12 protein-coding genes and 2 pseudogenes are annotated in these 13,610 nt (G+C 42.8%); 12 read left to right on the forward strand and 2 right to left on the reverse strand.

From position 1 onward, the window contains the following. The 6 genes and pseudogenes from A1019T_RS13230 to A1019T_RS09205 form a co-directional block, all read left to right on the forward strand. Positions 1-190 (forward strand): annotated as a pseudogene (locus tag A1019T_RS13230) (IS630-like element ISAli3 family transposase); the annotation flags it as partial. Positions 191-310: 120 nt separating this feature from the next. Further along, complete coding sequence (locus A1019T_RS09185; RefSeq protein ID WP_077451390.1) at positions 311-781, forward strand: hypothetical protein; 471 nt, start codon at positions 311-313, stop codon at positions 779-781. A gap of 199 nt (positions 782-980) precedes the next feature. After that, positions 981-2,468 carry a peptide MFS transporter gene (locus A1019T_RS09190; RefSeq protein ID WP_077451391.1) on the forward strand — a complete coding sequence of 496 codons (1,488 nt, stop codon included), beginning with the start codon at positions 981-983 and terminating at the stop codon, positions 2,466-2,468. 479 nt (positions 2,469-2,947) lie between these two features. After that, positions 2,948-4,291 (forward strand): branched-chain amino acid transport system II carrier protein, encoded by a 1,344-nt coding sequence (brnQ, locus tag A1019T_RS09195; RefSeq protein ID WP_077451392.1) that lies wholly within the window; start codon positions 2,948-2,950, stop codon positions 4,289-4,291. Positions 4,292-4,408: 117 nt separating this feature from the next. Beyond that, the gene (locus tag A1019T_RS09200) at positions 4,409-5,440 is read left to right on the forward strand and encodes an ornithine cyclodeaminase family protein (protein WP_077451393.1); all 1,032 of its coding nucleotides are present in this window, start codon (positions 4,409-4,411) and stop codon (positions 5,438-5,440) included. A 66-nt stretch (positions 5,441-5,506) separates the two neighbouring features. Next, entirely contained in the window at positions 5,507-5,926 is a 420-nt protein-coding gene (locus tag A1019T_RS09205) for a YbaN family protein (RefSeq protein WP_077451394.1), read from the forward strand. A 48-nt stretch (positions 5,927-5,974) separates the two neighbouring features. Here A1019T_RS09205 and A1019T_RS09210 read toward each other — a convergent pair whose 3' ends face one another. Then, positions 5,975-6,430, reverse strand: coding sequence for a universal stress protein (locus A1019T_RS09210; protein WP_077451395.1), 456 nt, complete (start codon positions 6,428-6,430; stop codon positions 5,975-5,977). A gap of 374 nt (positions 6,431-6,804) precedes the next feature. Here A1019T_RS09210 and A1019T_RS09215 point away from each other — a divergent pair, with 374 nt between their 5' ends. The 6 genes from A1019T_RS09215 (at position 6,805) to A1019T_RS09240 (ending at position 13,243) form a co-directional block, all read left to right on the forward strand. Then, entirely contained in the window at positions 6,805-7,014 is a 210-nt protein-coding gene (locus tag A1019T_RS09215; protein WP_011959622.1) for a cold-shock protein, read from the forward strand. A gap of 265 nt (positions 7,015-7,279) precedes the next feature. Then, entirely contained in the window at positions 7,280-7,465 is a 186-nt protein-coding gene (locus A1019T_RS09220) for a YgaP family membrane protein (protein ID WP_077451396.1), read from the forward strand. Between the two features lie 46 nt (positions 7,466-7,511). After that, entirely contained in the window at positions 7,512-7,853 is a 342-nt protein-coding gene (locus A1019T_RS09225) for a carboxymuconolactone decarboxylase family protein (protein WP_077451397.1), read from the forward strand. A 443-nt stretch (positions 7,854-8,296) separates the two neighbouring features. Beyond that, the gene (locus A1019T_RS09230; RefSeq protein ID WP_244156608.1) at positions 8,297-9,697 is read left to right on the forward strand and encodes a cytochrome c; all 1,401 of its coding nucleotides are present in this window, start codon (positions 8,297-8,299) and stop codon (positions 9,695-9,697) included. After that, positions 9,690-10,625 (forward strand): c-type cytochrome, encoded by a 936-nt coding sequence (locus tag A1019T_RS09235; protein WP_208608063.1) that lies wholly within the window; start codon positions 9,690-9,692, stop codon positions 10,623-10,625. The genes A1019T_RS09230 and A1019T_RS09235 overlap by 8 nt, the downstream gene beginning before the upstream one ends. 302 nt (positions 10,626-10,927) lie before the next feature. Further along, positions 10,928-13,243: an FdhF/YdeP family oxidoreductase gene (locus A1019T_RS09240; protein WP_077451399.1), complete on the forward strand. Its 2,316-nt coding sequence runs from the start codon at positions 10,928-10,930 to the stop codon at positions 13,241-13,243. Positions 13,244-13,369: 126 nt separating this feature from the next. Here A1019T_RS09240 and A1019T_RS09245 read toward each other — a convergent pair. Next, positions 13,370-13,610, reverse strand: a pseudogene (locus A1019T_RS09245) (transposase); the annotation flags it as partial.

Genomic DNA, 13,610 nt, shown 5'->3' on the forward strand with positions numbered 1-13,610 from the left:
ACCTGAACTTAACCCTGCTGAACAGGTGTGGCAGTACCTTAAACAGCATTGGTTATCTAATCGCTGTTTTGAGAGTTATGATGCGATTGTCGATGCGGCATGTGACGCTTGGAATGCATTGTGTAATGAGACTAACTTAATTAGGTCTATCACTCAGCGGGAGTGGTGCGACTTGAGTGTTATTTTTTAGAATTGGTATTACGCTAAAGTTTACACAAAGACTGTCTCTTATTACCGATAATATTTGCAAACGATGTAAATAGCGTTAATATGAAATGACTCACTTAACCCATAAAATCAAGGAACGATTATGAGCTATCCTATGAAGATTACAGCTGCTGCCATGATCAGTAGCGCCATATTATTGTCAGGCTGTGCCAGTACCGGTATGGCACCTAATTCTCCTAGTAACAGCTACCAATTGCCTCAAGGTATATATGATGGCTATTGGGCTATGACCTCAGGAATCAATGGGGAGGCGGCTGTGGTTAGCTTCAAAAATGGTATGAGCTATAACTATCGTTTTCAGTGTTATATCGATGGCAGCTATAAGCAGGTTAGTGTGGAGCAGTACCAGCTTAAACCTATGCAAAACTCCATAGGACTACAGCACGGAAACGAGCCAGTATTTTCATACATTAGAGTAGATAAATTAGTACCAAAACAAACGCTTATGTTAAATCAAACTTTTAGTAAGCCTGAGTTACAGCGTGCCTTTCCTAATGGACAAAACTTCTCTTATGTTTATAAGACCAACTTAGAACCTAATTGCTCGTTATAAATTATAGTTAACTTATAACTCCACTTAAAACTTCATACAGTAGCCTTAATCATTAAACAAACTGATGAAGACTCCGTGAAACAAAAGCCACCAATTTGGTGGCTTTTCTAGTTTTATAAGATTAGAATTGCCCCTTTTTTCAGTTTTTGATTGCCTGTCGCTTATTTGATTAATGGGCGACACCACAAAAGAGGTGCCTGTGTTTAATAAAAGAAACCTAGTCATGATGTTCTGCCAGATGGCGTTTGGTTTGTCTTTTTATGGGGTCATGATCGTCTTGACGCCCTTTTTCCTTGAAGAGTTGCAGTATAGCGAAGCCGACACATTAATGGTCATAGGGGCCTTTGGGGCAGTAGGGACGTTGTTTTCTATCGCTGGAGGGGTGATTGGCGACCGTCTGCTAGGGGCGTATCGCTCTTTGGTCGTAGGCTATGTCGCGTTTACTCTAGGCTATGTGCTGCTGTTAATTAGTGCTGTCAGCATTAATGTGGCCCTGAGTCTGATGGGTATTGCGTTGGCCAGCTATGGCAGGGGTCTGATGTCACCGAACTATCCTACTTTATTCCAGACCACTTTTTCTTCACAACAAGATTTTGAAAAAGTGTACCCAATTAATTACTCGGTAAATAACTTCGGGGCATTTGTGGGTCAATATGTTTTCCCATTTTTGACCTTGATAATCGCTTATAAAGGCAACTTTATGCTGGCAGCAATCATGGCAGGGCTTAGTGTGTTGTCGCTAATTGTGCTGCGTAAGCCTTTGGTCGCTGGTGCGGATGACATTGATAAAACCCCAGTACCGCTAAACAACTGGCTCAAATTTGCTCTATTAAGTATGGCGATGTTGGCCGTTGTGTTTTATATGTTTAGTGACATGGACAAAGGACAGTATATTGTCTACGCAATTAGCGCGGCAGCCATCGGTTATTTTATAAAGCTCATGCTAGCTTCGACAGCCCGTTCTACCGCGTTGCGTATGGGTACTATTCTAATCATGATTCTTTTGACCGTTGCTTTCTTTGTTTATTATGGTCAAATGATGACATCGATGACCCTAGTGGCCATTAATACCATGCGAGGCGATTTGTTCGGGATAATTCCTATTCAGCCTGAAGGGTCGATGGTGATGAACCCGTTGTGGTGTGCCGTTGCAGGTCCGGTAATCGCCTTTATTACCAATCGCTTGGAAAAACGAAATATATTTATCAGTACCGCCACCAAAGTAGGCTTTTCTTTTATTCTGACCACCATTGCGTTTGCCATCATGACGGCCGCCTTATTGAATATTGGGGAAGATGTGGTGTTACGACCCGAAGTATTCTTATTGGTGCATTTCTTCCAAGCTTTCGCTGAGGTTATCGTGGGTAGCCTGGTAGTGGCTTATATTCTTTCGGTAGCGCCCAAAGCCATCTCTAGCTTTTCGGTGAGCTTATTTATGGTGGCCATGGCGTTTAGTGGTATTGTTGGTGCAGTGCTCTCTACTTATATCGCTTTAGATAAAGACACCCAATTGACTCAGGCCATCGCAGTAGACAGCTATGGTGGCTTCTTTATGGCATTGACGGTATTTGCTTTTCTACTGACCGTGGTGGCATTTGTGTCCTCTAGGGTAATTAGAAAAATGCTGAATGCGGCGGATGAATGGGACAAGCAGCACCCACAAGCAGACACCGATCCCACCGCTTAATCTGAGCGGTAGTAGCAATAAACTGTAACCGATGGCTCATTTAAATGCGAGACGATAGTTGTCAAAATAATAAGCTGTAATGCAGAGTAGGGGCTGACATAGGTAATAACTAGAGCTCCCTAAACACTATGATAGCCAAACTTTTATGAAAAAAGGATTGCCAATGTCAACGCCAAGTAAATTAAAATTAAATAAGTTAAAAATTGGCTTAACGCTAATCATGACCAGCTCTTTGTTTTTGAGTGCTTGCACCGTGACAGGGCTGGTTGGCACTACGACCAGTCTTTAATCGTCACTAGTTGGTTTTGTTTTCGGCCAAGTTTTAAGGTACTACCAACTTCGCTTTGTCTATAAAATAGGTTAAGCGCTAATATTATGGAGCCGTACTTACTGAAAAGTTGGTACGGTTTTTTGCCATCTCCCCTTTACTCATATACAATTGCTCGATTTTCAACCTCACATAACAGGGTTAATACCTTATGGGCAAAGACCATTCTGCAACACAAATAAAATCGACCAATCCTTTGTTTTATGGGTTTATGCTGCTGTCCTTCTTCTTTGGTGCAGGTAACCTCATCTTCCCACCGATGCTGGGTATGAACTCAGGCTCCAACTTTACGCCTGCGGTTTTAGGCTTTATCACCACTGCTATTGCCTTGCCCATGCTGACTTTAATCGCCATTGCCAAATCAGGGGGCGGAATTTTAAGTCTGGGTCGCCGAGTGCACCCCGTTTTCGCTTATATTTTTGCCATTTTAATCTATCTATCAATTGGGGCCATGTATGGTATCCCTAGAGCGGCAAACGTCGGCTATGAAATGGGGTTTCGCCATTTTATTAATCTACCTGAGGGCCTAAGTTTAACGTTGTACGTGGTGGTTTTTTTTAGTATTTGTTATTTTTTAGCATCAAGGTCGGGGCGATTGGTCGATGTGATAGGTAAGTTTCTAACGCCTATTTTATTGATCACCATTGCTCTACTTTGTGGTTTAGCGTTTATAAACCTGACGCCTAGTGATCACATGGCTGCCGAGCAGTTTAGAGACAATCCTTTGTCGGCCGGTATTATTGAAGGTTATTTCACTTTAGATGCTTTGGCAGGTTTAGCTTTTGGTACGGTCTTAGCCAATGCCATTATTAGTGAAAGCGGCAGCGGCCATAATAAGGCGGCCAATGATGAGCACGTAGTGAAGGTGATGATTCAATCTTCTTTAATTGCGGGTCTATTTTTGGGGGCAATCTACTTTGGGCTGGCGTGGATTGGCATTGGCATGTATCGTCCTGAAGGCTATGAGAATGGGGCAGTATTACTGTCCATGGCGGCCACTCAGCTGATGGGAAGTGCAGGTAACTTGGCTTTTGGAATGATTGTTATCTTGGCCTGCTTGACCACTTGTATTGGTCTCATTAATGCTTGCTCAAGCTTTGCCAATCAGATATTTCCTAAAATTAGCTATGCCCGTTATGTGTTAATTTTTACTGTAATGGGCGCTATTTTTTCTAACTTAGGCTTAGAAAAAATCTTAGCGACAGCTGTACCCATTATGGTCTTTTTATACCCTATCAGTATTGCTCTGGTGCTCTTATCGCTTATGGACCGCCTGATTGCTAATCGTCCAATGACCTATATATTGGGAGTGGGGACTGCTACCCTGCTTGCGTTCAATGATATGTTGGCCAACATTGTGTCAGGTACACTACCTTGGCAGAGCTTAGTAGACAAACTGCCGTTAGCCGAGCTGGGGTTGGGCTGGATAGTGCCTACTTTAGTGATGGCATTGATTGGCTTTTTGATTAAGCGTACCGATGAGGCAAAGCTGTAAACAACCCCTTTTTTACTTTATTGTAGCTATGTGACAAAATATCACAATTGGCAACTTGCCCTTATAGGCTATGGATTAGCATAATAAAAAAATACCCTCATCATTTAAGGAAGAATAATGCAAGTATTGAATATTGAGACAGTAAAGCAGCAATTAACTATGCCAATGGCGATTGAGGCCATCGAAGCTCTATTAAAGCTGCAAAATAAAAATCCAAATTGGGTTAAGTCGCCTGAGCGCTTGGTGATCCCCACATCCGCTGACATAGAGCAGCATCAGTCAGGCTCCCATCTTTCTATGCCTTGTGTGATGTTTGATGGTGAGAATGAGTTTGCTGTGGTTAAACTGGTAACCATTTGCCCTCACAATCCTAAACGTAACTTACCGACAACGGTCGCCACTATTACTGTTTCTGATACGGCGACGGGTGAGACCTTAGCCTTTATGGATGGTATCTATGTGACGCAAGTACGTACCGCTGCCATATCAGGAGTCGCCACAAAATATATGGCCAACTCAGATAGCAGCACGGTCGCTGTGGTAGGAACAGGGGGTATGGCATATGAGCAGCTCAATGCGGTGTTAACCGTGTGCCCGAATATCACTGAGGTCATGCTTTGGAACCGAACTACAGACAAAGCGCGGGACTTTAAAGCAGCATTTGAGCGAGATTATTCACAGTGGAATGTAAAACTAACGGTTTGTGATACGGTAGAAGAAGCTGTAAAAGAGGCCGACATTATTAACTTAGCCACTCGTGCGACTGAAGGTTTGTTTGAAGTCGATCAGGTTAAGCCAAATGTCCATATCAATGCCGTAGGTGCTTATCAGCCTAATATGAAGGAAGTCAGTGACTCAATTATTGAAGCAAGTGCTTACGTGGTTATTGATGATTTAGAAGGCGGTAAGCACGAGGCAGGTGATTTGATTCAGGCACATGACAATTCAAATTGTGACTGGCAGTGGGATCAGCTCAGCGGACAACTTTTGGATTTAGTATCGGGTAGTTTGAAAGTAGATACTGATAATAAAGACAAAGGTATTACTTTGTTTAAATCAGTGGGTGCCGCCAGTTTCGATGCCGCAGTGGCGCTGAAGATTGCTCAAACTGCTAAACGAGATCAGATTGGTCAAGCTGTGGCACTATAAGATAGCCGAATAAAACGGCATGATAATAAACTAAGAAGATAAGCTACCTCATTTTATGACAGAAATATGACAGACAATAGTCACTACCGACATACTGGCAGTATTAATCAATCCAAATACGCTTCGATGCGTTGGTTGTACCTTGTCTTAGGGGGCATATTTTTCGGATTGGGAGTGGTAGGAGTACTGTTGCCAGTAATGCCTACTGCCCCATTTGTGCTAATAGCAGCGGCCTGCTGGGCGCGAGGCTCAGAACGTTTTTATCTATGGCTGATTAATCATAAATATATGGGCCAATACATACGTGACTGGGAGAAGCGCAGAGCTGTCCCTAGACGCGCTAAATGGCTTGCCTGTATTATGATGACCCTATCAGGCACTCTGTTATTTTTCACAGTGCCTGATGCACAACTATGGGTAGCTTGGACGGTAGCTTTAGTCTGCTTTTGTGTGGGCATCTATCTATGGCGATTGCCTGACGCTTAATGGCTAGGATATCTTCATTTATACCCAGATTGCTTTAGTAAATAGCTATTAAACTGGCTTCTCTAGCTTAACCACCAGAACATCACAAGAAACATTAGGCAAAATAGCATCCACAGTAGCCCCATTAATCCAAGCAGAGATACCATGACGTTCATGACGACCAATAATCACCAAGTCCACGTCATTTTTATCGCAGTAGTTGATAATACCTTCACTGTTTGAAATCGCGGTAGTGACTTCAGGGCTATTGCAATCTAGGTCGTTACGGTCAAGAAACTCGATCAAATCCTTTCTAGCACTTTTGCAGCGCTCATCATCTATTTCATCATACAGACTGGCTGCAGGCACCATTTCGTAACCAAACCCCACCACCGTATCTTTAATGATATGCAGTACAGACAGCTGAGCGCCTTGTTGGCGAGAATGGATGTACTTTGCTTTTTGGGCAACGACATCGGCATCGGAGCGTAGGTCAGTAACTAGTAAAATATGTTTATAGCTCATGGCAGCACCTATTTAATAAATAAGATTAAAAGAGCATAGAGAAGGGAATTGGTCCTTACTCTCTACATAATACTATCATAAGCTTATTTAATTATAGATGCAGTATGATTTTAGTCAGTCTTATGACTATAGCGAGCATATTTTGAGCAAAATCGATAATATTTTAAGGAAACTAAAAATATTTTAAGTTTTTTTAAAATAAAGCTTGCTTAAGGTGAATAGGGCGCCTATACTACATTCCTGCTTAAGAGAAACCCGCAGCAAATCATTACCTCGTAGTATTAGCATTAATCCTCCGTTTTAAGATTTCCCGTAGTTGCTCAAGCGTTACCCGACCGAAATGGTCATTATGTTTTAAAATTAGGAAGATGAATATGTCAGATACTATCAAAGGTACAGTAAAGTGGTTTAACGAAGCTAAAGGTTTTGGCTTTATTGCTCCAGAAACCGGTCCAGACGTTTTTGCTCATTACAGTGAGATCGCAAGCTCAGGTTTCAAAACCTTAGCTGAAGGCCAAGAAGTTGAGTTCACAGTAACTCAAGGTGCTAAAGGCCCACAAGCCCACGGTATCACAGCTATCTAATTAGCTACGATGATTTGAGGTGATGCTAATTTAAAAACATTGCTTTAAATGAATCAAAAAACGAGCCCTTGGCTCGTTTTTTTTGTCTGTGCTTTTTGCTAACTGCTAATTTTTTACGTTTCATGAAGGAAGTCAACTTGGGCTAAGGGCAACTATCTTCTTAAGTTATCAACTAAACACTGGTATTTATATATAATTTAATATACTATATATTTATATATTAATTAGCTTGTAACTCAAGCATCCCTCAAGGAAGGAGTCTACTATGCAAAAAAATGTTGGCAATACAGACAGAATGATCAGAATCATTGCAGGAGTTATTATTCTGCCCCTTGGTGCTTACTATGGTAGCTGGTGGGGCCTCGTAGGTCTTGTACCGTTATTTACCGGCCTAACTCAGTCTTGCGTGCTGTATAAATTGCTGGGTATTAATACTTGTAAGCTTAAATAATCTATTTTTTTCCAGTATTCCGTTAATTTAAGAGTAGGAGAGAGTAGTGAGTAAGTCTTTTAATGACATCACCAAGCACGTAAGCAAAAACTTAGCGGTCCTAGGTAAGAGCATACCAGAGACGACCAAAGCTTTTTCTGGTCTTGCCCAAAGTGCTTCGGCGGCTGGCGTCTTGGATCAAAAGCAAAAAGAGCTTATCGCTTTAGCAATAGCAGTATCTCAACGCTGTGATGCTTGTATTGGTTTTCATACCAAAGCACTGATCAAGCTTGGGGCAACTCGTGAAGAAATTGCTGAAACACTGGGTGTGTGTGTTTACATGGGCGGTGGTCCAAGCCTTATGTACGCTGCAGAAGCCATGTCTGCTTTTGAAGAATTTAGAGAGTAACTAATTAAATAAAAGCGTACTAAATTAAAGCGTATTTTAAGCTCAGGGTTTACCTGCCATCAGTTAAATTAAGACAGCAGTTTATACCTGCCCAGCTTAAGCTTTTAGAAATTAAAGCCTTAGTCGCTGTAGCCTTAAAGGTTACCGTGATTAAGGCTTTTTTATGAGATTTAATAATTGCCCCCGAGAAGCACTTATTCCGCCCCTAATCCCTAAAAGGAATATGGGATTGTGTTGGTTAATCCCTAAATATAATGTAATATCATATTATATGTAACTAAAAAGTAACTAATAGCCTAGCTATATTTCAATAAAGTTTCTATAAGTAATGGGGTAAAAGTAGTTTTGGTCGCTTTCTTCCTGTTACTACTAATCAATTACCTACACGACCTAAGCTTATAAATAGGGTTGTTATAAGAACAAGAGTTTTGGGAGTCATGAATATGACAAAAAGAAAATGGCCAATGATTATAGTGCTTGGGGCATTATTGGTTTTAATATTGGCATTTTTGTTCAGTATGATGCTGACCAAAATGCGGAGTGTGGATGAGTCTGTTACCACCTCAATCCAAGTAGATATCAACGACCCTGCACTTATTAAGAGAGGAGAGTACGTGGCCCGCATTGCAGACTGTGTGGCGTGTCACAGTACCTTAGATGGTGAAGCCTATGCTGGTGGTCTGCCGATGTTGACCCCACTAGGTGCCATTTATTCAACAAATATTACCCCAGATAAAGAAACGGGTATCGGTAATTATACTCTGGCTCAATTTATTAACTCAGTGAAGCATGGGGTTCGTGCCGATAACTCAGCGCTTTATCCTGCGATGCCTTACCCTTCTTATCAAATTATGCCTGATGAAGACATCGCCGCTATGTATGCCTACTTTATGTCAGCGGTAAAACCGGTAAAACAGGCCAACCTAAAAAGTGAGCTGCCTCCGGTATTTAACTGGCGCTGGCCTTTGGCCTACTGGCAAGCCATGTTCGCTCCAGAGCGTAAATTTGTGGCAGAGAGCGACGACAAGATTTTAGCCAGAGGTCAGTACTTGGTTGAAGGACCAGGTCACTGTGGCTCTTGTCACACTGAACGCGGTATTGGCTATCAAGAAGTGGCCTTATCTAATAAACACTCTGATAAATACCTAAGTGGCGCCGTCATTGATGGGTGGCGTGCTAAGAGCTTACGTGGTGAGCATCGCGGCTTAGGCACTTGGAGTACAGAAGAGTTGGTAGACTTCTTTAAGACTGGTCGTACCGATAAAGTGGCGGCTTTTGGTGCCATGGCAGAAGTGGTTGAGCACAGTACGCAATATATGACTGATAAAGATCTACATGCGATGTCCGCTTATCTGAAGACGTTAAGTCCTGCTCCTGGCAAAGAAGTCACCTTACCGGCCAAAGAAGACATCACAACCCAAAAACTACTCGATGGTAATTATGATAGCCGCGGTGCTATGTTGTATGCAGAATACTGCCAGGTTTGTCACCGTGCTGATGGTAAAGGGGTGCCTCGTATCTTCCCAGCATTAGATGCCAACAGTGCGGTCATTGCTCGTGATGCAGACTCAGTATTGCAGATCACTATGAATGGCGGACGTATGCCGAAGACTCCGCATGATCGTATGGCCTTTACTATGCCTGAGTTTAAGCACTTGAGTGATTCAGATATCGCAGAAATTGTGAACTATGTTCGCAACAGCTGGACCAACCAAGCGCCAGAAATTAATACCACAGACGTGGTGAAAATGCGTGCTTTCTTAAATGCCAAACCAGTCACAGCCACAGATTTACCAATGGATCTTACTGTGCCTGCACAGCCAAAAGGAGCGGGTAATGAGTGATTTAAATATGATGAATACCGCTAAAATGAAAAAGTCAGTATTTGCTATAACTATGTTGGGGACTATGACAGTGGCTATCAGTGGCTGTTCTGACCCTAAACCTGCAGATCGAGCCGCGCCAGAGTTTGTGGTGACTACTGCGGACGATGCCAACGAAGATATTGGTAAATATGTGCTTCCTCAGGATACTGAGATTTTAAAAGAGCCAAACGCTGAAGAAATTATCTACGGTAAGCGTCTACTTAACGAAACCAAACGCCTGCTTCCTGAGCATGTGGGCGCAGAGATGAACTGTAACAGCTGTCACATCTCGCAAGGTAAAGTGCCTTTAGGCGACCCATATATCAATAGCTTTAACTTCTACCCTCGGGTGATGCCGCGAGCGGGTAAAGAAGTGGACTTAGAAATGCGTATTAATGGCTGCTTCCAACGTTCTATGAATGGTAAACCTTTAGATCGTGAAGGCCCTGAAATGAAAGCCATGATTGCTTACATGGAATGGCTAAGCCAAAAAATACCTCAAAGCCAGCGCGTGGATATCCAAAACGCAGGAGAGGTAGATACTTCCTTGGTGGCAGATACAGAACGTGGTGAGAAGATTTACTACGCTCAGTGTGCCAGCTGTCACGGTGATAATGGTGAGGGCATGAAGGACAGTCGTGGAGATATCGTATTCCCACCACTTTGGGGCGATGAGTCCTTTAACATCGGTGCAGGGATGGCGCGTACCTATAAAGCGGCAGCCTTTGTTAAATACAATATGCCAATGAGTGTGCAGACTAAGGGCTTATGGGGTCATGGTGGTATCTTGAGTGATCAAGATGCGGTGGATGTGGCCGAGTTCTTCGCTCACAAACCTCGCCCTGATTTCCCAGGTAAGGTCAATGACTGGCCCAATGGCAATAAACCTAAGGATGCCCGTTATTAGGTAGCCCTGCCATCAATAATTATTCAGCAATTAATATTTATCTAGTACATATTGATTGAATAATTATGTGAAATTAAAGCGTCTAAATCATAATGTAAATTAAACCCTCAAATTTTATTTGGGGGTTTTTTTATTAAATTTAGCACCGGGTTAAGCCATGTATATAAATTGCTAAAGTATATGACATACCCCTTCGATTTAACCTATACTAAATATTAAATAATGAAAAAAATACTCTAAACCGATACTTTATTAATACGGCAATTAGCGATTTAGTTGATAATTATAAAATGAGGTCTACCATGCGCAAGATACCGGTTTACAACCACCCCGCCGCGGGTTGGTCCGCTCTAATAGACTCTTCTCGTGTCCTTATGGATTACAAGGCTTTTTTACGCGGTAGTAGAAGTATATTGGGCAGCAACCAACCTGAATGGGGCTTTGATTGCCCAGGCTGCGCGTGGCCTGATCATAAAACCCATAAAATGATTGATGTCTGTGAATCGGGTATTAAAGTCTTGGCCAGTGAGACCATGACTGCCTGTGCAGATGAAGCGTTTTTTGCTAAGCATTCTGTCACAGAATTACAAGACTGGTCGGGATATGAGTTGGAACAAGCCGGCCGTTTAGCGCAGCCGATGCAGTATGATGCCTCTCAAGATAAATATGTTCCTATTGCTTGGGAAACAGCTTTTAAGCGTATTGCCGATAAGTTACGAGGCTTAAATTCTCCGGATGAGGCATTGTTTTATACATCAGGTCGCGTCACCAATGAGCCGGCTTTTATGTATCAGCTATTTGTGCGCTTATTTGGGACCAATAATTTACCAGACTGCTCAAATATGTGTCACGAGCCGACCTCGGTGATGTTGACCAAGCAGCTTGGCGTAGGTAAAGCCTCAGTGATACTGGAAGACTTTGAACAAGCCAAATTGATACTGATGTTTGGGCAAAATCCAGCCACCAATCACCCTCGTATGTTAGAGATGTTAGCGCATGCGCATCAGCAAGGTTGCCGTATCATTTCAATAAACCCCATGCGCGAGCAGGGACTGCATAAGTTTAGAAATCCGCAGAAAGTCTCTCATATGGTCGCGGGTTCTAGTGATGATATGGTGGATGAGGTCATTCAAATCCAAATAGGCGGTGACGCTGCTTTATTAACGGGTTTGGCCAAGTGGCTGATTGAAAATGACAAATTAAATCAAGATTTTATTGCAGAACATACCTCAGGTTTTGAACAATTTAGCGGTTGGGTATCTGAGCAAAGATGGACAGCTATCGAAGAGGGCTGCGGCATTAACCAAGCTGAGATTATCAACTTAGCGCGTCTGGTTGCGGACAGTCCAGCCACCATTTGTACTTGGGGTATGGGTATTACCCAGCACGTGCAAGGTGAAGATAACGTTGCGATGATTACTAACCTGCTGCTATTGATGGGAATGATAGGCATAGAAGGAGCGGGTGTCTCGCCGGTACGTGGGCACTCTAATGTACAGGGTGATCGTACTATGGGCATTCACGAACGTCCTGCTCAATCACTGCTCGATAGCTTACAAAGATTTTTTAAACACCCTATGCCGCAACAGCCTGGCTATGATGTGGTTAAAGGAGCAAAAGCCATGCAGCAGGGGAAACTAAAAGCTTTTATGGCAATGGGGGGCAACTACTCAGTGGCGGCTCCTGACAGTCAGGCCATTCAGCAGGCGCTTACTAACAATGAGCTCAACGTTTTTGTGGCAACCAAGCTCAATGAAACCATGCTTTACCCTGGTGACAATAATATTATTCTGCCTTGCCTAAGTCGTACTGAGCGCTTAGTCACTAGCAAAGGCAATCAATTTGCGACGATAGAGGACTCTATTTGTCAGGTTGTTAAAACCCAAGGCAGGCTAAAACCGATTAGCGACTCCCTTAAATCTGAAGCACAAATTATAGCGGGAATTGCTACAGAATTATTTGATGAAGATGGTCGCTTAGATTGGCAGGCAATGAGTGAGGATTATGATCTAGTACGCGATTATATAGCGCAGACTATCGACGGTTTTGAGAACTTTAATGTGCGTATTCGTGAAAATAAGCGCGGTTTTCATTTATACCATCCTGCCCGTCACCGTCAATGGCCTACTGATAGTGGCAAAGCACAATTTGAAGTACCGCAGTATCCTATCACTTATGTGGCGCAAGAAATGCAAGCTAAGTCAGATGCTATGAAAGCCGTTAATGAACAGCAAGCCGAGCACAAAGCATCAGGATCTACTCAAGCGATTTGGCAATTTACCAGCGTGCGTAGCCATGATCAGTTTAATACCACTATTTTTGGTCATGAAGATCGCTATCGTCAGACCAAGCGCCGCGATGTGTTGTTTATGCATCCCGATGAAATGAGCCGAATGGGCTGGCAGGAAAACGATAAGATTGTTGTTATGCGTAAAGACAGCCAAGGTGAAACCCGTAAGTTAGGCCCACTGCTACTTACTAAAATGGATATTGCCTCAAACGCAGTGGCCGGCTACTATCCAGAGTGTAATAACTTAATGGATTTAGACAGCCATGCGCCTACCTCACATATCCCTTCTTATAAGTCAGTGACAGTTGAGCTACAACGGATTGAGTAAGTTTCTAATTTTTTAGGGATAGCAAACCAAAATTCACGACGTAAATGAGTGTTTCAATATGAGATCAAGGTGGCTACGGCTTTATCACCAGTCGCCGTAAAACCACCCACTTCAGGGCATAGGTATCTACACAAATTTACTAGCGGCATCAGCGAATTCACGTAGTTTGTCAGGGGGATAATGATTTACCAGTTCGGTAAAATTAAGCCACTGGAACAATCCTGCCATCACAGCAGGTGCGGTTATTGGTTTGCTGCGTTTCATTTGTCGACCTGAGAGGCGCACTAAAAACAAAGCAAACTCTTGTGACTGTTTATCAGATGCTTGCATAATACGCCACACGAGCGTACAAGCCTGAGAGGCAATT

Origin of the sequence: Psychrobacter piechaudii, from assembly GCF_900162825.1 — a bacterium.
GTDB lineage: Bacteria > Pseudomonadota > Gammaproteobacteria > Pseudomonadales > Moraxellaceae > Psychrobacter > Psychrobacter piechaudii.

What these genes read in the sequence shown, in the direction of transcription:
- A1019T_RS09240 (WP_077451399.1), top strand. Translation starts at nt 10,928, where the DNA reads ATGCGCAAGATACCGGTTTACAACCACCCCGCCGCGGGTTGGTCCGCT.
- A1019T_RS09235 (WP_208608063.1), top strand. Translation starts at nt 9,690, where the DNA reads ATGAGTGATTTAAATATGATGAATACCGCTAAAATGAAAAAGTCAGTA.
- A1019T_RS09230 (WP_244156608.1), top strand. Translation starts at nt 8,297, where the DNA reads ATGACAAAAAGAAAATGGCCAATGATTATAGTGCTTGGGGCATTATTG.
- A1019T_RS09215 (WP_011959622.1), top strand. Translation starts at nt 6,805, where the DNA reads ATGTCAGATACTATCAAAGGTACAGTAAAGTGGTTTAACGAAGCTAAA.
- A1019T_RS09200 (WP_077451393.1), top strand. Translation starts at nt 4,409, where the DNA reads ATGCAAGTATTGAATATTGAGACAGTAAAGCAGCAATTAACTATGCCA.
- A1019T_RS09205 (WP_077451394.1), top strand. Translation starts at nt 5,507, where the DNA reads ATGACAGACAATAGTCACTACCGACATACTGGCAGTATTAATCAATCC.
- A1019T_RS09185 (WP_077451390.1), top strand. Translation starts at nt 311, where the DNA reads ATGAGCTATCCTATGAAGATTACAGCTGCTGCCATGATCAGTAGCGCC.
- brnQ (WP_077451392.1), top strand. Translation starts at nt 2,948, where the DNA reads ATGGGCAAAGACCATTCTGCAACACAAATAAAATCGACCAATCCTTTG.
- A1019T_RS09210 (WP_077451395.1), bottom strand. Translation starts at nt 6,430, where the DNA reads ATGAGCTATAAACATATTTTACTAGTTACTGACCTACGCTCCGATGCC.
- A1019T_RS09220 (WP_077451396.1), top strand. Translation starts at nt 7,280, where the DNA reads ATGCAAAAAAATGTTGGCAATACAGACAGAATGATCAGAATCATTGCA.